This window comes from Shinella sp. JR1-6, from assembly GCF_004284735.1.
Lineage (GTDB): Bacteria > Pseudomonadota > Alphaproteobacteria > Rhizobiales > Rhizobiaceae > Shinella.
In genome coordinates, this window is sequence record NZ_SHMI01000010.1 from 180,120 (window position 1) to 198,275 (window position 18,156).

General features: G+C 60.8%; 18 protein-coding genes. 16 read left to right on the top strand and 2 right to left on the bottom strand.

Annotation, left to right across the window (positions count from 1 at the left end; genetic code table 11):
- Window positions 1-44 precede the first annotated feature (44 nt).
- From EXZ48_RS18895 to EXZ48_RS18935, 9 genes are all read left to right on the top strand, one after another.
- The gene (locus tag EXZ48_RS18895) at window positions 45-1,049 is read left to right on the top strand and encodes an ABC transporter permease (protein WP_023516241.1); all 1,005 of its coding nucleotides are present in this window, start codon (window positions 45-47) and stop codon (window positions 1,047-1,049) included.
- Window positions 1,050-1,133: 84 nt separating this feature from the next.
- The gene (locus tag EXZ48_RS18900) at window positions 1,134-2,120 is read left to right on the top strand and encodes a substrate-binding domain-containing protein (RefSeq protein ID WP_024270430.1); all 987 of its coding nucleotides are present in this window, start codon (window positions 1,134-1,136) and stop codon (window positions 2,118-2,120) included.
- A gap of 60 nt (window positions 2,121-2,180) precedes the next feature.
- Window positions 2,181-2,954, top strand: coding sequence for an SDR family oxidoreductase (locus EXZ48_RS18905; protein ID WP_023516648.1), 774 nt, complete (start codon window positions 2,181-2,183; stop codon window positions 2,952-2,954).
- A gap of 11 nt (window positions 2,955-2,965) precedes the next feature.
- The gene (locus EXZ48_RS18910) at window positions 2,966-3,958 is read left to right on the top strand and encodes a dihydroxyacetone kinase subunit DhaK (RefSeq protein ID WP_024270429.1); all 993 of its coding nucleotides are present in this window, start codon (window positions 2,966-2,968) and stop codon (window positions 3,956-3,958) included.
- 13 nt (window positions 3,959-3,971) lie between these two features.
- A complete protein-coding gene (dhaL, locus tag EXZ48_RS18915) occupies window positions 3,972-4,613 on the top strand; it encodes a dihydroxyacetone kinase subunit DhaL (protein ID WP_023516865.1) in 642 nt (213 codons plus the stop codon).
- A 136-nt stretch (window positions 4,614-4,749) separates the two neighbouring features.
- Window positions 4,750-6,867, top strand: coding sequence for a bifunctional sugar-binding transcriptional regulator/dihydroxyacetone kinase subunit DhaK (locus EXZ48_RS18920; protein ID WP_024270428.1), 2,118 nt, complete (start codon window positions 4,750-4,752; stop codon window positions 6,865-6,867).
- Window positions 6,868-6,896: 29 nt separating this feature from the next.
- Window positions 6,897-7,532, top strand: a complete 636-nt coding sequence (dhaL, locus tag EXZ48_RS18925; RefSeq protein WP_024270427.1) for a dihydroxyacetone kinase subunit DhaL — start codon at window positions 6,897-6,899, stop codon at window positions 7,530-7,532.
- A 180-nt stretch (window positions 7,533-7,712) separates the two neighbouring features.
- Entirely contained in the window at window positions 7,713-7,913 is a 201-nt protein-coding gene (locus EXZ48_RS18930) for a type II toxin-antitoxin system VapB family antitoxin (protein WP_023517619.1), read from the top strand.
- A complete protein-coding gene (locus tag EXZ48_RS18935; RefSeq protein WP_037406692.1) occupies window positions 7,910-8,293 on the top strand; it encodes a type II toxin-antitoxin system VapC family toxin in 384 nt (127 codons plus the stop codon). The genes EXZ48_RS18930 and EXZ48_RS18935 overlap by 4 nt, the downstream gene beginning before the upstream one ends.
- Window positions 8,294-8,524: 231 nt before the next feature.
- On the opposite strand, the gene EXZ48_RS18940 is transcribed toward EXZ48_RS18935, so the two are convergent.
- On the bottom strand, window positions 8,525-11,638 hold the full coding sequence (locus tag EXZ48_RS18940) for a multidrug efflux RND transporter permease subunit (protein ID WP_130517635.1): 3,114 nt from the start codon (window positions 11,636-11,638) through the stop codon (window positions 8,525-8,527).
- 10 nt (window positions 11,639-11,648) lie between these two features.
- Window positions 11,649-12,812 (bottom strand): efflux RND transporter periplasmic adaptor subunit, encoded by a 1,164-nt coding sequence (locus tag EXZ48_RS18945; protein ID WP_037406702.1) that lies wholly within the window; start codon window positions 12,810-12,812, stop codon window positions 11,649-11,651.
- 161 nt (window positions 12,813-12,973) lie between these two features.
- Between EXZ48_RS18945 and EXZ48_RS18950 the strand changes: the two genes are divergently transcribed.
- The 7 genes from EXZ48_RS18950 to EXZ48_RS18975 all read left to right on the top strand — a co-directional run bounded on the left by EXZ48_RS18950 (window position 12,974) and on the right by EXZ48_RS18975 (window position 18,008).
- Window positions 12,974-13,663 (top strand): response regulator, encoded by a 690-nt coding sequence (locus tag EXZ48_RS18950; protein ID WP_024270424.1) that lies wholly within the window; start codon window positions 12,974-12,976, stop codon window positions 13,661-13,663.
- Window positions 13,660-14,721, top strand: coding sequence for an ATP-binding protein (locus EXZ48_RS18955; protein ID WP_024270423.1), 1,062 nt, complete (start codon window positions 13,660-13,662; stop codon window positions 14,719-14,721). Before EXZ48_RS18950 ends, EXZ48_RS18955 begins: the two co-directional genes overlap by 4 nt.
- 217 nt (window positions 14,722-14,938) lie before the next feature.
- Window positions 14,939-15,460 carry a GNAT family N-acetyltransferase gene (locus EXZ48_RS18960; RefSeq protein WP_024270422.1) on the top strand — a complete coding sequence of 174 codons (522 nt, stop codon included), beginning with the start codon at window positions 14,939-14,941 and terminating at the stop codon, window positions 15,458-15,460.
- Between the two features lie 53 nt (window positions 15,461-15,513).
- On the top strand, window positions 15,514-15,675 hold the full coding sequence (locus EXZ48_RS34930) for a hypothetical protein (RefSeq protein ID WP_156031951.1): 162 nt from the start codon (window positions 15,514-15,516) through the stop codon (window positions 15,673-15,675).
- A 107-nt stretch (window positions 15,676-15,782) separates the two neighbouring features.
- Window positions 15,783-16,454 carry a spermidine synthase gene (locus EXZ48_RS18965; protein WP_130517637.1) on the top strand — a complete coding sequence of 224 codons (672 nt, stop codon included), beginning with the start codon at window positions 15,783-15,785 and terminating at the stop codon, window positions 16,452-16,454.
- 37 nt (window positions 16,455-16,491) lie between these two features.
- Entirely contained in the window at window positions 16,492-16,872 is a 381-nt protein-coding gene (locus tag EXZ48_RS18970; protein ID WP_130517640.1) for a DUF6481 family protein, read from the top strand.
- A 98-nt stretch (window positions 16,873-16,970) separates the two neighbouring features.
- On the top strand, window positions 16,971-18,008 hold the full coding sequence (locus tag EXZ48_RS18975) for a fatty acid desaturase (RefSeq protein WP_023515532.1): 1,038 nt from the start codon (window positions 16,971-16,973) through the stop codon (window positions 18,006-18,008).
- The last annotated feature ends 148 nt before the right edge of the window (window positions 18,009-18,156 follow it).

The window sequence follows — 18,156 nt, forward strand, 5'->3', positions numbered from 1 at the left end:
ACCCCAAGCGACGCATCGACCCCCGCATGGCAAGAGGTGACACCGTGTCCAGTGCAGAAAACAACACCGCCAGCAGCTGGCTGAATTCCGACCGCCGCAAGCTGATCCTGCAGGAATACGGCATCTTCCTCGCCTTCCTGCTGCTGGTCGGCATTCTCGCATTGTCGAACGAATTCTTCCTGACGCCGGGCAACATTTCCAACGTACTGCTCCAGACGTCGATCAATGGCATTCTCGCGATCGGCATGACCTTCGTCATCCTGACACGCGGCATCGACCTTTCTGTGGGCTCGGTCGTCGCACTCGCCGGCATGGTGAGCGCGAGCTTCGTGACCAGTTCGGCAACGGCAGGCATTGCCGGTGCACCCTATCCCATGGTCGTGGCGCTCGCAGCCGGCATTCTCGTGGGCGTCGCCTGCGGCGCGCTGGTGGGCTTCATCGTCTCGCGCTTTTCCGTGCCCGCCTTCGTGGCGACGCTCGGCATGCTCTCGGCCGCCCGCGGCGCCACGCTGATCTATGGCGGTGGCAAGCCGGTGCCCGGCCTCAGCCCGGAATTCCGCTGGATCGGCACGGGCAACATCCTTGGCATTCCGATGCCAGTCATCCTGCTCGCCCTGGTCTTCGGCGTCTCCTGGTGGGTCCTGACCCGCACGCGTTTCGGCCGCTACATCTATGCCGTCGGCGGCAACCCGCATGCGGCCAAGACCTCGGGCCTCAACGTCACCCGCATCCGCTTCATGGTCTATGTCATCTCGGGTGCGCTGTCGGGCCTTGCCGGCATGATCCTCTCGGCCCGCACGGGTTCGGCCCTGCCACAGGCCGGCATCGCCTACGAGCTCGATGCCATCGCGGCGGTCGTCATCGGCGGCACCAGCCTTTCGGGCGGCGTTGGCCGGGTGACGGGAACACTGATCGGCGCCCTCATCATCGGCGTCATGAACAACGGCCTCGATCTCATGGGCATCCAGTCCTACTACCAGCAGGTCCTCAAGGGCGCCCTCATCGTCGGTGCGGTCATGCTCGACCAGAAGCGAAATCAGGGCCTCTAGCCCGAAGAAACCGGGCGTCTTCCCACGCTCGCGGACGAACGGCACGCCTGAGAGCGGCCGCAATTCTCAAAGGAGGAGAATGACATGAAGAAACTGATGATCGCACTTGCCTCTGCGACGGTGCTGCTCGCCTCGTCCGCCCTGGCCCAGGAGAAGCTGAAGATCGGCGCGGCGCCTTACGGCCTCAACGCGGAATTCATGCAGATCTGGTCCGCAGCGCTTGAGGAACACCCGGCCGTGAAGAGCGGCGAAGTCGAACTGACCGTTTTCGACGGCCGCTACGATGCGCTGGTCCAGCAGGAACAGTTCAACACGATGATCACCCAGAAGTTCAACGCGATCATCTTCGTGCCGATCGACATCGAAGCCGGCGCTACCGCCGTACAGGCTGCCCATGACGCCAGCATTCCCGTCATCGGCTCCAACACCCGCGTAAACTCCGACCTGCTCTCCTCCTATGTCGGTTCCGACGACACAATCTCCGGCTACATGGAAGCCAAGGCAGTGCTCGACAAGATCGGTTGCAAGGGCAATGTCGTGATCATCGAAGGCCCGATCGGCCAGTCCGCGCAGATCTCGCGCCTGGAAGGCAACCAGAAGGCGCTTGCCGAATGCCCCGACGTCAAGGTTCTCGAGCAGCAGACCGCCAACTGGTCGCGCGCCGAAGCCCAGACGCTGATGGAGAACTGGCTGACCTCGCATCCCGGCCAGATCAACGGCGTCATCGGCCAGAACGATGAAATGGCGCTCGGCGCCGTCGAAGCGATCAAGTCCGCCGGCCTGAAGACAGAGGATTTCGCGATTGCCGGCATCGACGGCATCACGGACGCGCTGACAGCCGTCAAGGAAGGCACGATCACCTCGATCCTGCAGGACGCCCGCGCCCAGGCACAGGGTGCACTGGACCTTGCGATCCTCCACGCCAAGAAGGGCGACTACAAGCCGCAGTCCGATATCTGGGCACAGTATCCGGACATGCCGTTCAACGACGGCAAGGACAAGGAGTACAATGTTCCGTGGACGCCGGTCACGGCGGAGAACGTCGATAAGCTCCTGGAAATGCGTAAGTAACAACCATCTGCGGGGCGGCGAGTGTCGCCCCGCTTTCCCAACCCTTCGAAGGCTGAACCGATGTCCGACACACCTCCCAAGATCGATCTCAACTTCCCGCTCGACGGCAGGGTCGCGCTCGTCACCGGCGGCGCCTCCGGCATCGGCGCGGCCATCGCCGCCGCCTTTGCGGCCAAGGGCGCCAAAGTCGCCGTGCTCGACATCAATGCCGATGTCGCCAAGGCGAAGGCGGAAGAACTCGGCGGTTCGGCAAAGCCCTTCGTCTGCGACGTTTCCAGCCCGGCCTCCGTCGAAAAGGCCGTTGATGATGTGGTCGAAACCTTTGGCGGCATCGATATCGCGGTCAATAGTGCCGGCATCGTCGCGCTTGCCCCGGCCGAAGACCTGACGCTTTCCCAGTGGGACAGGACGATCGACATCAACCTCAAGGGCAGCTTCCTGATCACCCAAGCGGTCGGCCGCCGCATGATCGCGGCCGGCAGGGGCGGCAAGATCGTCAACCTCGCCTCGCAGGCCGGCACGGTCGCCATCGAGGAGCATGTCGCCTACTGCGCCTCAAAGTTCGGCGTCATCGGCATGTCCAAGACCTTCGCCGCCGAATGGGGCAAACACGGCATTACCGTCAACACGATTTCGCCCACCATCGTTCTCACTGAACTGGGCAAGCAGGCCTGGGCCGGCGAGAAGGGGGAGAATGCGAAGAAGCGCATCCCCACTGGCCGTTTCGCGTTCCCGGAAGAGATTGCCGCCGCCGCCGTTTTCCTGGCCTCGCCGGGCGCCGACATGATCAACGGCGCCGATCTCCTGATCGACGGCGGCTATACCATTCTGTGAGAGGACTTATCATGCAGCGTTTCATCAACGATCCGGACCTGGTGGTCGAAGATACCGTCAAGGGCTTCATCAAAGCTCATTCGGACATCGTGCGCCTTGCGGAAAACCCACGCGTCGTCGTCGCCAAGGATGCCCCCTTTGCCGGCAAGGTCGGCGTGGTGACGGGCGGTGGTTCCGGCCACGAGCCGGCCTTCATCGGCTACACCGGCAGGAACATGCTCGACGCCGTTGCTGTCGGCGAGCTCTTCTCCTCGCCAACAGCCAAGAGTTTTCATGACGCTATCCGCGAGGCGAACGGTGGCAGGGGCGTCGTCGTGCTCTACGGCAACTATGCCGGCGACAACATGAATGTGAAGATGGCAACGAAGCTTGCTGCCAAGGACGGGATCGAGGTCGTGACCGTCGTCGCCAACGACGACGTCTGCTCCGCCCCGCCGGAGGAGCGCGAGAAGCGCCGCGGTGTCGCCGGCGAGATCTTCATGTGGAAGATGGGCGGCGCCAAGGCTGCGACCGGCGCCAGCCTCGAAGAAGTCCGCGCCACTGCGCAGAAGGCAATCGACAATTGCCGCTCGATCGGCGTGGGCCTCGGCCCCTGCACGCTGCCGGCCGTCGGCCATCCGAATTTCCAGATCGAGCCCGGCACGATGGAGGTCGGTATCGGCCATCACGGCGAACCGGGCGTACGCGTCGAAAAGCTGAAGACGGCCGACGAGGTCGCCAGGGACATGGTGAAGATCGTGCTCGACGATCACAAACTGCCTGAGGGCACCGAGGTCGCCGTGCTCGTTTCGGGTCTGGGCGCAACACCGCTCAACGAGCTCTATATCCTCAACGACACGATCGAGAGCGAGATTTCGGCCCGTGGCCTGAAAATCCGCAAAACCTGGATCGGCAATTACTTCACTTCGCTGGAAATGGTCGGCGCAACGCTGACCGTCATGGCGCTCGACGACGAACTGAAGACGCTGCTCGACGTCGAGACGCGTTGCACGATGATCCTGTAACGGAGGAAGACATATGCAGACCTTCGACAATGCTTCCGCCGGTGCCATCGTTCTGTCGATGGCCGAGCGGATTATCGAGAACCGTGCCTATCTCAGCGAGATCGACGGCAAGATCGGTGACGGTGACCATGGCGTGAACATGGCCAAGGGTTTTGGCATGGCCGCCGAGCGTCTTAAGGACAAGAATGCCTCGCTTGCCGTGTCTCTCGACACGCTCGGCACGGTGCTGATGACGGAAATCGGCGGCTCGATGGGTCCGCTCTACGGCGTCATGTTCACCGAGTTCGCCGAAACGATCGAGGGTGTCGAGACGATCGACGCCGCGGCCTATAGCAAGATGCTGCACGCAGGCCTCGCTGGCATCCAGTCGATCGGTTCGGCCAAGGTCGGCGACAAGACGCTGCTCGATACTTTCGTGCCCGCAGTCGAGGCTTTCGACGCGGCGACGGCGAATGGCAAGTCGTTCGGCGAGGCGCTGGAAGCCCTCGTTGCTGCAGCCGAAACCGGCCGTGACTCGACAATCAACCTCGTGGCCAAGATCGGCCGCGCCAGCCGTCTCGGCGAACGTTCGCTCGGCGTATTGGATGCGGGCGCCACCTCCTGCGCTATCATCCTCAAGGAACTGTCCGACGGCGCGCGCGCACGACTTGCCTGAGCCGGGCGAAAAGGTCCTCCCAGGACGCGCGGCCTGTCCTTTGTGACGGGTCGCGCACCGCTTTTTTGCCCAGGCATGTTGCAAACCGGCGGCGTTGCTCTCATCTTCGCCGCCTGATGGGGGACCAGCGAAACCGATGGCATTGAAGACTTCCGCAGCGCGCAAGGGCGGCTCCGGCCGGGGCAACGGGCCGGAAGGCGTAGACTTGATTCCGCTGCGCTATGGCGATGACCCCTATGTCTGGGCGTGCTGGCTCTACTACGAAGACGGCATGACGCAGGGCGAGATCGCCGAGGCGATGGGTGTGTCGCGCGCCACCGTCAACAGCTACCTCGCGGATGCCCGCGAGAAGGGCATCGTCAACATCTCCATCGAGCCCGCCCGCCTCGCCTCGCTCACCATCGCGCAGGAACTGAAGCGTCATTTCGGCCTCGCCGACTGCCTCGTCGTACCAAACGATGACGATTCACGTCCGCTGATCGGCCGGCTTGGGGCAGCTGGCGCGCAGGCACTTTCCAAGATGATCAAGTCCGGCGACACGCTCGCCGTCGCCTGGGGCCGTACGGTCCTCTCGGTCGGCGAGCACTTGGAAATGGCTCCTCTACAGGATGTTACCGTCGTTCAGGCAACGGGCGGCACCACGGCAAGCTTCAACTACACGCCGGAACTGACAACCGCCGCCCTTGCCCGCGCGATCTCGGCACGCTGTGTCAACATCACCGCCCCCGCCGTCGTCGCCTCCGCTCAGATGCACGATCTGCTGCTCGCCGAGCCACTGATCCGCGAACAGTTCGACACACTCGCCCGCGCCAACCGCATCGTCTTCGGCATCTCCTCGCTCCGCCCCAACTCGACGATCCACACCAGCGGCTTCTTCGAATCCGTGCCGTTGCAGCACTATCTGGCGAAGGGGGCGGCCGGTGTGCTTGCCGGACGCTTCATCGACGAACGCGGCCGTCCGGTCGCCGGCCCTCTTGATGACCGCACGATCGGCATTTCGCTGGAGATGCTGCGCGGCATCGGTACGCGCGTTGCCGTCGCCGGTGGTTTCGACAAGGTGCCGGCCCTGCTGGCAGCATTGCGTGGCGGCTATGCCAATGTGCTGGTGACCGATGCCGCCACCGGCGCCGGCATCCTGCGCGCTGACGGGGTAACGAGCCTCGACGGGAAACTTTCACAACGCCAGAAGAGCGCACCTGTCGCCAACAGCTATCGCACGCGCGTCAAGAAATTCCTCAACAATCCCAATGACGTGGTCGAAGAAATGCTGGACGGCCTGATCGCCGCACACAAACCCTACCTCCAGCCCATTGGCACGTCACGTCGAGCACTCGTTGCGCGCAATGGCCCGCGACAGGGTAAGGTAGGCCTCGTCATCGGTGGCGGCACGGGGCACGAGCCCTGCTTCGTCGGCTATGTCGGCAAGGGACTTGCCGATGCGGTCGCCCTCGGCAACATCTTTTCCTCGCCGCCACCGGACCCAATCACCAAATGCGCCGTCGCCGCTTCGGGGGGAGCGGGTGTGCTTTTCGTCTACGGCAATTACGCCGGCGACGTGATGAACTTCGAAATGGCAGCCGAGCTCGCAGAAGAACAAGGCATCTCGATTCGCACAGTGCTGACCACCGACGACGTCGTATCGTCTCCCGTGGAGGACAAGGAAGGACGACGCGGCGTCGCCGGCAACTTCTTCGTCTTCAAGGTGGCGGGGGCGGCCTGCGATCGCGGCATGACGCTTGACGAGTGCGAGGCCGTCACTCGCAAGGCGAACGACCGCACCTTCACAGTCGGTGTCGCGCTCGAATCCTGCTCCATGCCGCAGACGCAACGGTACAATTTCGAGATCGGGCCCGAGGACATGGAGCTCGGCATGGGCATCCACGGCGAGCCGGGCGTTTCGCGCGAGCGTATCCGCACGGCCGACGAGATCGTCGATACGATCATGGACACCATCTTCAAGGAAATGAAGGCGGAACCCGGTGACCGGGTGGCGGTTCTGGTCAATTCCTTCGGCGCAACGCCGTTGATGGAACTCTACATCCTGTTCCGCCGGGTGGCGCAGCGGCTGGCGGCCAAGAACATCACGATCGAGGCCAATTGGATTGGGCACTATTGTACATCGCTCGACATGGTGGGCGCCTCCATCTCGATCATGCATCTCGACCGGGAATTGACCGACCTGCTGCACCATCCATGCCAGACGGCGATCCTGACCATCAATGCGCCTGAAACAGGAAGTGCGACGCAGGGCTAGGGCCGCCTGCATCAAAGGGGGAGGAAAACATGTCGGAAAATGCGGCACGGGTTCTCGCCAGGATGTTCGAACGGATGTCCCAGGTGATCGAAGCAGAGAAGGACCACCTCTCGGAACTTGACGGCGCCATCGGCGACGGGGACCACGGCATCACCATGTCGATCGGCTTCAAGGCGGTGACGACGGCACTCGCTATACTCGATGTCGATACGGCAAGCCCGTCGGACGTGATATCGACGACGGCGACGAGCTTCCTCGACGCGGTCGGCGCCTCGACAGGTCCCCTCTACGCTACGGGTTTCCGCCGGGCAGCACAGGTGCTTGCTGGCCGTAACGAGCTCGATCTTCAAGCCTTCCGTGACATACTTGCTGCAATTTCCGAGGGCATTCGGGACCGCGGCAAGGCGCAGCGCGGTGACAAGACCATGCTCGATGTCTGGCTCCCAGCCGCCGAGGCGGCTACGGCAGCCGTCGCTGAAGGCAAGTCGAAACATGAATTCTGGTCCGCCGTCACTGCCGCGGCTGACAACGGTGCTGCCGCGACGGCCACGATGGTTGCAGCCAAGGGGCGCGCGGCGCACGTTCGCGAACGATCCCTTGGCCACCTCGATCCGGGTGCAGTTTCCGCCGCGGCATTGATCAAGGCAATGTCGAAGACATGCTAGACCTTCGCCGAAACAAGATGCGCTTGGTCTTGATCAGCAAGGGCTCTTGATGGGATTTGAACCAAAAACTCTAAGATGATTCTGATCGGCAATCGGTCGCCGCATTGGAGTGAGTACAGCAAGGCGTAGATTTCAGCACCAAATGGTGCTATCGATGCCACTCTATGCAGGAGCTTTTTCATGCGATCCACGATCAATCTCGACGACAACCTCATGGAACGAGCAAGATTCCTAACCGGAACCAAGGAAACGGCTGCGCTTGTCCGCCAGGCATTGGAAACACTTGTGCGAATCGAATCAGGAAAGCGACTGCTCGCGCTCGGGGGCTCCATGCCCGATGCTGAAGCAGCCCCTCGGCGCCGGAGCGAAGCGGCAAAGTGATCCTTGTAGACACCTCCATCTGGATCGATCATTTTCGCTACGGAGACTCGGAGCTACGCACAATCATTGAGGACGACCTCCTACTCTGCCACCCTGCGATTATCGGCGAATTGGCGCTTGGCAGTCTTCGGGACCGTGATGCCGTAGTGGCGTATTTAGCGGCACAGCGCGAAGCATTCGTCGCCACGCACGCTGAGGTCATGACAATGATCGATCGTCATTCGATTTTCAGTATGGGAATCGGTTACACCGACGCACACTTGTTGGCTTCGACGCTGCTTGACGGGCGATCGAGCTTGTGGACCAGGGACAAACGCCTAACAGCAGCAGCTCAAAAGGCAGGCGCCGTGCTGCATACACCTATGGTCCCACCCAATTAGTCGGTGCAGGACGTGAGCACCGGCCGAATGCATAACTTAAAATGCTCTTGAAGGGATCAGAACCCGCGCCCCGCGGCTCACCACTTTATATTCAGATCAAGTTTCCGATACGGGCACCACTTGATGTCCCCAATGGCCGGTTTGGGGCCGTGACAAGACTGTCCGCTTCTGTCTCGTGGACAAGAGAAGCGGACAATCTCGTTGGGGGTTATGCCGTATCGGTCCAGCTGGCTAGCCGTTGCCGGGCAGCGCACTTGAACGTCCGAGCCAGCGTGTGAACCGCGTCACGATCACGTACAAGGCCGGGACAAATAATACCGCAAGTACCGTTCCGGAAATCATTCCGCCGAATAGGCCGGTCCCAATTGCATTCTGGGTTTCCGAGCTTGCACCTGATGCAATGACCAGCGGAACGACGCCCAGCGTAAAGGCGAGCGAGGTCATGACGATAGGGCGCAGACGAAGGCGCGCGGCTTCGACGACGGCTGCGGCAAGAACCAGCCCGTCTCGCTGGCGCTTGCGCGCGAACTCGACAATCAACACCGCATTCTTGGCGGAAAGGCCGATCAGGGTGATCAGGCCGACCTTGAAGAAGACATCGTTTTCCAGGCCACGCAGGTGAACAGCGATCACCGCCCCGAGGATCCCGAGCGGGACAACCAGCATGACGGAGAGTGGAATGGTCCAGCTTTCGTACAAGGCTGCGAGCACCAGAAAGACAATGAGGAACGAAAAGGCCATGAGCATCGGCGCCTGCGTACCCGATTGCCGCTCCTGCAGGGACTGCCCCGTCCATTCGACGGCAAAGCCCTTGGGAAGCTTGAGCGCCAATTGCTCAATTTCATCCATGGCTTCACCGCTCGACACACCTTTTGCTGCCGAACCCGACAGGCTGAGGGACGGATATCCATTATAGCGTGTCACCTGCAGTGGGATGGTGGACCATTCTGCTGTCACAATTTCCGAAAGCTGAACCATTTTGCCCGCATCGCTGCGAACATGCAGGTTAAGGATGTCATCGACCTGCATACGGCTTTTCGGCTCGGCCTGGAGGATGACCTGTTGCAGCCGACCGTCGCGCGGGAAGTCATTGACATAGGTCGAGCCAACGGAACCGCTGAGCGTGTCACTAATCGTCGTGTAGGCGACCCCCAGCGCACTTGCCTTCTGGCGATCGACGACAAGGGTAACACTGGGACCGTTTGGCAGCCCGTCCACGCGCACGTCGCTCAGCAGCGTGCTCTCGGACGCAAGCTTCGTGAGTTGGGCTGCAGCCGCAGAAAAGGCTATCTCCCCATGGTTAGCGCGGTCTTGAAGCCTTAGCGCAAATCCAGAGGTTGTACCGAGCTCATCAATGGCCGGCGGCTTCATGCTGAGAATCTCGCCCTCTGGTGCTGCAGCCATGGCTTCGGTTGCTAGATTCACCTCGTCGTCGACGCTACCTGAACGCTTATCCCAATCCTTGAGGCTCGTAAACGACATGGCGGTATTGGAACCTGAACCCGAGAAACCGAAACCCATGATTGTCAGGTTGTTGACGATATCCGGTCGTGTCTGGACATGTTTTTCTAAGAGATCAACGACGTCTCGGGTGCGTTCAGCCGTCGCCTCCGCCGGAAGTGTGATGGAGGTCATGAACGAGCCCTGATCTTCCTCAGGCACGAATGCCGTCGCCAGCGTGCCGTAACCATAGGCGACTGCGCCCACTATCGTGACATAGACAAGCATGGTCCGACCGGTCCTCTGAACAAGACGTGCGACCCAGCCCGTGTAGCCCTCGGTCAAGCGATCAAAGCCGCGGTTGAACCAGCCGAAAAGTCCGTTTCGCTGATGGTGCCCGCTATCGATCGGCTTCAACAAGCTCGCGCAAAGCGCCGGGGTCAGGCTGAGAGCCAGAAAGGCCGAGAAAGCGACCGACACGGCCATAGATACCGTGAACTGACGATAGATCGCGCCAACCGCGCCGGAGGCAAAGCCCATAGGAAGAAGCACGGCTGTCAAGACGAGCGTGATCCCGATCACCGCGCCCGTGATCTCGCCCATGGCCTTTCGCGTCGCCTCACGGGGGGACAGACCTTCCGTCGCCATCAGCCGCTCGACGTTTTCCACGACCACGATCGCGTCGTCTACGATAATCCCGATCGCGAGAACCATGCCGAACATCGTTAGGACATTGATGGAATATCCCAATGCCAGCATGACCGCGAAGGTGCCGAGCAGCGCTATCGGTGCGACGATGGCCGGAATGAGGGTGTACCGGATGTTCTGCAGGAAGAGCAGCATGATGAGAAAGACGAGCACCATAGCCTCAGCCAGTGTCTGCGCCACTTTCTGGATCGAGACCTTCACGAAGGGTGCCGTGTCGTACGAGATCGCATATTCGATCCCCGCCGGCATGTTCAGCGAAAGCTCTGCCAGTCTCGCGCGAACACCGCTAGAGGTGCTAACCGCATTTGCCCCGGGTGTGACCTGGATGGCGGCTGCCGTGGCAGGCTTGCCGCCGTCGAGAATGGCGAAGCTCGACGACTGGGATCCAACCTCAATGCGGGCAACATCACCCAGCGTCAGATGGGAGCCGTCCGGATTTGAGCGGAGGACGATGTCCGAGAATTCGTTGACGGTCTGAAGCTGGCCTTCGACATTGAGCGGTACGCTGACCTTTTGCCCTGGAACTGTCGGCGCATCTCCAAGTCGCCCAGGCGCCACCTGAAGGTTCTGCGACTGGATCGCCTGTATGACCTCGGCCATCGAAACAGAATGCGCGAGCAAGCGCGTCGGATCGACCCAGATCCGCATGGCAGCCTCGGACCCGAAGGACTGGACGCGGCCGACGCCTGAAACCCGCTTGAGTTCCGGGGCGATGTTGCGCACGAGATAGTCATCAAGCGCCAATGCGTCGATGGCGCCGTCTTTCGACTTCAGGGAGACAATCATCAAGAACCCTGACGAAGCCGATTCCACCGATAGGCCAGCCCGACGGACTGCCTCTGGCAATCGCGGCTCCACGGCCTTGAGCCTGTTCTGGATGTCCACCTGAGCCAATTCAGCGTCCGTGCCCGGCTTGAAGGTGACGGTGACGGTTGTCGATCCCGAGGAGTCAGCAGACGAGTCGAAGTAAAGCACATTCTTTGCGCCGGAAACCTCGCGTTCGATCAGACTGGTGACGCTATCGTTGATGACCTGCGGAGTGGCGCCGGGATAGCTCGCGTAAATCGACACGCTAGGCGGAGCAATCGCCGGGTAACGCGACACGGGCAGTTGCGGGATGGCGATCAGACCGGCGATCACAATCATGATTGCGATGACCCATGCGAAGACGGGCCGTTCGATGAAAAATTGCGGCATGATGGCTGTCTCAGCTCTGCGTACCAGGGACGGGTTGGACCGGCGATGTCTCCAAAAGCTGGCCACTTTGGACCCTCTCCTGCCCTTGAACGACAATCGTTTCTCCAGCCGACAAGCCGCGTCTTACGAGGTAGTTGCGATCGATAAGCGGCCCCAGTTCCACCAGACGTTTTTCGCTCGTCTTCTTTGCGTTGACGATGACGAGTTGCGGCTTTCCGGTGAGGTCGCGCATCACGGCCTCTTGAGGCACAAGAAGTGCTGCGGAATGGACCTCTCGCGGCACGAGTGCGCGCACAAACATACCAGGCAGCAACTGGTCCTCGGCGTTCGGCACGACTATGCGGATGGCCAGACTCCCTGTTGCGCTGTCGACGGAGATATCGGAAAACACGATAGTGCCCGTATGGGCGTACGGCCTGTCCGTGATGGTTTTGATCTTGACCGGCAGTTTTTCCGGATCTTTGACTTCGGAACTCGATGCCGTCTCGCGCAGGCTTTCGAGGCTCATCGATGATTGACGAACATCTACATAGACCTGGTCGATCTGCTGGATCACTGCAAGCGGTGCGCTCCCGGAAGACGAGGCTAGGCCGCCTTCTGTCATGAAGGACTGACCGATCGTCCCACTAATCGGGCTGCGAATTGTCGCATTCGACAATTCGAGCTTTCGCCGGGTCAAATTGGCCGTGGCCTCGGCCACGCTCGCCTTAGCCTGAGCAAGCGTCGCGGCCGCATTGTTGAGAGCTTCGTCACTGGTGATCTTCTGTGCCGAGAGCAGCTCAGCGCGCTCGAACTTCACCTTCGCATTGACAAACTCGGCTTCGGCACGCGCAAGCGCGGCGGCGGCAGCATCGACATCGGCCGCAAAGGGCGATGGATCGATCTGGAAGAGTGGCGCATCTGCGTCCACGAAAGAGCCCTCTTGAAAGAGCTTCTTTTGAATGATTCCGCTGACCTGCGGCCGGATTTCGGCCGTGCGCAAGGCACTGACACGTCCTGGCAGCTCGTCATAGACCGTCACGGCTTGCGGCTGCACCGTCATCACGCTGACGCGCACGGCCTGCGGTTCGGCCGCTCCATTCGCTTCAACATCCTGCTCAGCACAGCAAGCAAGCAGCAGCAATAATGGCACGCATAACATGCAGAAAAGCCAAAACCGCGCGACATTTCGCATCTGTGTCACCATCATCTCGTGAGGGAGTATCGATGGTGACGCTCTAAGAGTCTTCCATTGGCGGTTTGTGGAGGTTCTGTTGCGATATTATGGAGGCGGGGCACGGCCGCTCGACGGACGGACCGTTCGGTGCCATGTAAATTGCAAGGAGTGCGATGAGCATGGCAGAACTTGTTTTGATAGCTGAGGACGATGCGGAGATCGCCGGCATCCTTGAGGCGTACTTTGCCCGCGAAGGCTTCCGCACCGTGCATGCCCGCGACGGGCAGGTGGCGCTTGATCTGCACCGGTCGTTGAAACCCGACATCGTCTTGGCTGATATCACTATGCCGCGCCTGGATGGCTGGGAGCTTCTCGCAGAGATCCAGAGACGAGGCCGCACACCTGTCATCATGATCACGGCACTTGATGAGGATGTCGATCGGTTACAGGGCCTGCGCATCGGCGCGGACGACTATATCGTCAAGCCCTTCAATCCGATCGAGGTCGTCGCGCGAGCCAAGGCCGTGTTGCGTCGCGCGGGTCTCAGCCAAGCGGGCGCAGTGATCCGGGTCGGAAACCTGGCAATCGATCTCGATAGCTATCAGGTTAAGATTGAGAAGGAGGACGGGCCAGTGACCGTACCTCTCACGCTGTCGGAATTCAGGCTTCTGGCCCATCTCGCTCGGACACCCACCAAGGTGTTCTCGCGAGCCGAACTTGTTGACGCCTGCCTGCCCGGCTCGGATGCGCTGGATCGAACGATCGACAGTCATTTGAGCAAGCTTCGCAAGAAGCTCGAACAGGTGGGAAGCGAAGGCTTGTTGATCAGCATTCGAGGCGTCGGCTACCGCCTTGGGGTCGATCCATGATCGTGAAGGGGCTCAGTCGGCAGATATTGCTCGCCATGGCCTCGGTCACCCTGGCGGCTGGCCTGCTGGTCTTCTTTGGAACCTATCTCGCCTTCACCGCCCTCTTCTATTTTTCTCCCTGGTCTGAAGACGCTGACAATTGGCTGACGGGCTTCGATTTCATTACTCTGGCCATTCTCATCTTAATCGCGCTGATCGTCGCGGCGATCGCATCGATCCGATTGGCGCGCCGCATCCTCGAACCGTTGGAATCATTGGCGATAAGCGCCAGGCAGATCAAAGACGGCGATCTTTCGGCTCGCGCCATCCCCGGCGATCACTCTCTGGGGGAGACGGCCGTTCTTGTCGAAGACTTCAACGCCATGGCCCAGCGTCTGCAGGACATGGCCTCGGACATGACACTCTGGAATGCCACGATCGCCCATGAACTGCGTACACCTTTGACCATTCTCAAGGGGCGACTCCAAGGCATGATTGATGGGGTCTTCGAGCCCGATGAAAAGTCGCTTAGTGCCCTCGTGCTGCAGGTCGATTCATTGGCAAGGCTGGTGGAGGACCTGCGAACGGTGACGCTCGCTGACAGTGGTCACCTTGATCTTCGCCTTCAGCCTGTTCGTCTCAAGGACGAAATCTTGCGGCTTGCTGCGGTGTTGGATCGGGAACTGCAACAGGACGGCTTCGAGCTTAGCCTAGACCTTTGCGATGTCACGGTCCGGGTCGATGCGATGCGGATCCGGCAGGCGCTTCTTGCCCTGGTCACAAATGCGCGTCGATACGCGCAACGCGGCCTCATCGAAATCAGCCTTTGCGTGGAGAGGAACGAAGTGATCCTGCGTGTCGCCGACGAAGGTCCGGGCCTTGCACCGGACATCGCCGCTTCCGCGTTCGAACCTTTCCGAAGAGGCGGAGAGTCCGGCTCGTTGGAAAAGGGCGGCAATGGTCTGGGTCTATCCGTCGTCCGTGCGATCGTTGAGGCTCATGGCGGCAAAGTCCAATACGCAAAATCTGACACAGGCGGCGCCATGTTCGAGATGGTTCTTGGCGAGGCAGTCTCGTGACGTTTTGTTCGTCGCCGCTTCCTTACGGATTCTACGGCTCGTTCAACTCCACCGGTCGTCTCCACGTCGTCTCCACACGCCCTCCACGAACCCTCAAACTTGGCTTGCTAACGCAGTCATCCCAGGCCCAACCAAGATGCTGTGCTCGGGATTATGGAAAGCGCACTTATGGGCACCGAATCCGGCCCCGCGTTCGATAAGCCGTTGGAGAAACGTTATGACCATACAAACTGTCAGTCTGGCCGTTGCAGATCAGAATGATCTCCCGGACTTCAAGAAAGAGCTCCAGGAGGCATTTTCTCTTGCTGTTATCGATGAATACGGAGCGCTGCCCGATGGCCCCATACCTTCCGACGAGGACCTAGACAGCTCTATCGCCGCCCCCGGAGCTGTCGCACTGCGTATTCTCTCAGACGGCGAGAAGATCGGTGGCGCAGTTGTGACCATCGATGAGAACACGCATCACAACACGCTGGATCTATTTTTCCTGAAGGTTGGCGAGCATGGGCAGGGTCTGGGTCACAAAGCCTGGCTTGCGATCGAAGCCCGTTATCCGAAGACGATCACGTGGCGAACCCATACGCCCTATTTCGAGAAGAGGAACATCCACTTCTACGTCAACAAATGTGGCTTCAAGATCATCGCGTTTCATCACGCCAAGTATCCGGACCCACATCATCCCGCGTCGAATGATCTTCCGGATGACGAAGGGTTTCTATTCGAGAAGGTGATTAAGTAAGCCGCAATCGATCTGACCCATTTCAGCAGACCGGCTGCATACGGGAAGTCCCGATGGCCAGCTCAATGGCAGGTATGAAGGCGCGTAGCGGTCATTCGATCTACCGGTGGAGCCGCTTGGGCTTCATCGGTCGAAAGACCGAACTCGACGCGGCTCGTTTCAACGGTGTCATTGAAAGCTGCACAGGATTAGCCGAGCGGCTGACAAACGGCTGACGCGATGTCAGACGGCTGCATTCGGCCCCGGGGCTCACGGATAATAAGGTGTCTTCGGCGCGACCGTCATGCTAGGAGGCGTCCAAACAACCCAATGAGACGCTCCGATGCTTCCCTGGACCAATCTTGATCGCGCGACCATCCCCGGTGACGCTGGCGAATTGCGCCTGAAGCAGCGCGGCAGCGAATTCTCGATCATGCTCGGCTCGACGGAGCTGATGAACAGCCGGCTGAGCGGCTCGGAAGAGGCACTTGCTGCGTTGAGTTGCGAGCGGATTGCGGGTCGCAAAAACCCCGGCATGCTCGTCGGCGGCCTCGGCATGGGGTTTACGCTGCGGGCCGCGCTGGCCCAGCTTCCTCAAGACGCCCGTGTCGTCGTCGCCGAACTCGTTCCCGCCGTCGTCGAATGGGCGCGCGGACCTTTGGCGGATCTCCACGGCGGCACGCTCGATGATCCCCGCGTCGATATCCATCTCGGCGACGTCGGCGCCCTTATTCGGTCGAAGAAGGCCGCATATGACGCGATTCTGCTCGATGTCGACAACGGCCCCGATGGACTGACGCGCGCGTCCAACGACAACCTCTATAGCCACGACGGTCTTCGGGCCGCCAAGACTGCCCTTCGGCCGAACGGCGTGCTCGCCCTCTGGTCGTCTGCGCCGGACCGCGCCTTTACCCGTCGCTTGCGCGAGGTCGGCTTTGCCACAGACGAAGTGAGCGTGCGCGCCAACGGCAAGAACGGCGCCCGCCATGTCTTGTGGATGGCGACCAAGCGCTAGCATCCCCCATAACACCCACCACAGTCTGGACAACGATTTGAAAAACTCTAGAAACAGCCAGCTTTCCGACCGCCGCACGGCCTCCGCCGAGGCAAAAGCGGCTTTGCTGAACGCCTACAAGGCCGCACGGGCATCCGACGAGCCGGCGCGAGCCGCGCGTCAGGCGGAACGCGCATCCATCACAGCTGCGCGGGAAGAGCGGCGGATCGAGCGCGCGCGCGTAAAACTGGAAGAGCAGGCGCGCGCCGAAGTGGAAGCGGCCGAACGAGAAGCGGCTGCCCAGGCTGCCGCAATCGCAGAAGCGGAAGAGCGCCAGAAATCGGAAGCTGAGCGCGTTGCACGCGTGATTGCAGACGAGGCCGCGCGAAAGGCCGCACGCGATCTGCGCTACGCAAACCGGAAAGCGCGTAAAAGATAGTCTCCGGGCAGGCACGGAACACTCCAAGAAGCCTACTTTTAAACCTGCATCAAATTGCCCCTCAAGTGACGGGGCACAACCGGAAACGCCATCTGCCGATGACCTCGTTGAACGCGACTGCCCCCAATGGCGCCGACCGTGAAAAAGCCTGGCTTAAAATCCTGTCCGGCTACCGCCAGCCCCATATGGGCCGAAGCGCGTTCGAACTGGCTGTGACCCTCATTCCGTTCGCCCTCCTTTGGGCTGGCGCCTGGGCCTCGATGCACTTCGGCTTTTGGCTGGGCATGATCCTCATCATTCCCGCGGCAGGATTTCTCTTGCGCCTCTTCATGCTGCAACATGATTGCGGCCATGGCTCCTTCTTCGGCCGGCGGCGCCTGGATGACTGGACGGGACGAGCAATCGGCGCGCTGACCCTAACGCCCTATGACTATTGGCGTCGCGCCCATGCGGAACACCATGCCTCGGCCGGGAACCTCGACGAGCGAGGTGTTGGTGACATCACGACACTCACTGTCGCGGAATATGAGAGGGCGACGCGCTGGCAACGGCTCAGCTACCGCCTCTACCGGCATCCCCTCGTCATGTTCGGCATCGGCCCCGCCTGGCTCTTTCTCGTCAAGCAAAGGCTGCCGTTCGGCATGATGCGGTCCGGAGCGCTGCCATGGGTTTCGACAATGGCGACGAATGCCGCGATCGCCGTCCTCGTCGCGCTGCTCGTCTGGGCGGTCGGCCTTGTTCCGTTCCTCGTAATCCACCTGCCGATCGTGCTCCTCGCGGGAGCGGCCGGTGTCTGGCTATTCTACGTTCAGCACCAGTTCGAAGACACCCATTGGTCGAGCCCTCCGGAATGGACGTTCCAATACGCGGCCCTGCATGGCGCCTCACACTACGATCTGCCCCGCCCCCTGCGCTGGATCACCGGCAATATCGGCTTGCACCATATCCACCACCTGTCGAGCCGCGTTCCGTTCTATCGGCTTCCGGAAGTTCTGCGCGACTATCCTGAACTGGGGGATCTTGGGCGCATCACGATCAGGGAAAGCCTCGGCTGCGTGAAGCTCATCCTGTGGGATGAAGCGTCGAAACAGTTGATTTCGCTGCAGGAAGCAAGGGCGCGCCGCATCGCCAAATAACGTTCACAGTACCGTCGGGCGAGTTTGCTCGACGGCACCGATTTGGCAGAGATCGGGCCCCGGCCGCTGATAGAAGCGTTGACTTCCTGACCTGGAAGGATGCCGATTTGGCCGAGCACGGGCTGCGCACGCTCGGCATTGGAGCCAG

What these genes read in the sequence shown, in the direction of transcription:
- EXZ48_RS18900 (WP_024270430.1), top strand. Translation starts at nt 1,134, where the DNA reads ATGAAGAAACTGATGATCGCACTTGCCTCTGCGACGGTGCTGCTCGCC.
- EXZ48_RS18905 (WP_023516648.1), top strand. Translation starts at nt 2,181, where the DNA reads ATGTCCGACACACCTCCCAAGATCGATCTCAACTTCCCGCTCGACGGC.
- EXZ48_RS18910 (WP_024270429.1), top strand. Translation starts at nt 2,966, where the DNA reads ATGCAGCGTTTCATCAACGATCCGGACCTGGTGGTCGAAGATACCGTC.
- dhaL (WP_023516865.1), top strand. Translation starts at nt 3,972, where the DNA reads ATGCAGACCTTCGACAATGCTTCCGCCGGTGCCATCGTTCTGTCGATG.
- EXZ48_RS18920 (WP_024270428.1), top strand. Translation starts at nt 4,750, where the DNA reads ATGGCATTGAAGACTTCCGCAGCGCGCAAGGGCGGCTCCGGCCGGGGC.
- dhaL (WP_024270427.1), top strand. Translation starts at nt 6,897, where the DNA reads ATGTCGGAAAATGCGGCACGGGTTCTCGCCAGGATGTTCGAACGGATG.
- EXZ48_RS18930 (WP_023517619.1), top strand. Translation starts at nt 7,713, where the DNA reads ATGCGATCCACGATCAATCTCGACGACAACCTCATGGAACGAGCAAGA.
- EXZ48_RS18940 (WP_130517635.1), bottom strand. Translation starts at nt 11,638, where the DNA reads ATGCCGCAATTTTTCATCGAACGGCCCGTCTTCGCATGGGTCATCGCA.
- EXZ48_RS18945 (WP_037406702.1), bottom strand. Translation starts at nt 12,812, where the DNA reads ATGCGAAATGTCGCGCGGTTTTGGCTTTTCTGCATGTTATGCGTGCCA.
- EXZ48_RS18950 (WP_024270424.1), top strand. Translation starts at nt 12,974, where the DNA reads ATGGCAGAACTTGTTTTGATAGCTGAGGACGATGCGGAGATCGCCGGC.
- EXZ48_RS18955 (WP_024270423.1), top strand. Translation starts at nt 13,660, where the DNA reads ATGATCGTGAAGGGGCTCAGTCGGCAGATATTGCTCGCCATGGCCTCG.
- EXZ48_RS18960 (WP_024270422.1), top strand. Translation starts at nt 14,939, where the DNA reads ATGACCATACAAACTGTCAGTCTGGCCGTTGCAGATCAGAATGATCTC.
- EXZ48_RS34930 (WP_156031951.1), top strand. Translation starts at nt 15,514, where the DNA reads ATGGCCAGCTCAATGGCAGGTATGAAGGCGCGTAGCGGTCATTCGATC.
- EXZ48_RS18965 (WP_130517637.1), top strand. Translation starts at nt 15,783, where the DNA reads ATGCTTCCCTGGACCAATCTTGATCGCGCGACCATCCCCGGTGACGCT.
- EXZ48_RS18975 (WP_023515532.1), top strand. Translation starts at nt 16,971, where the DNA reads ATGACCTCGTTGAACGCGACTGCCCCCAATGGCGCCGACCGTGAAAAA.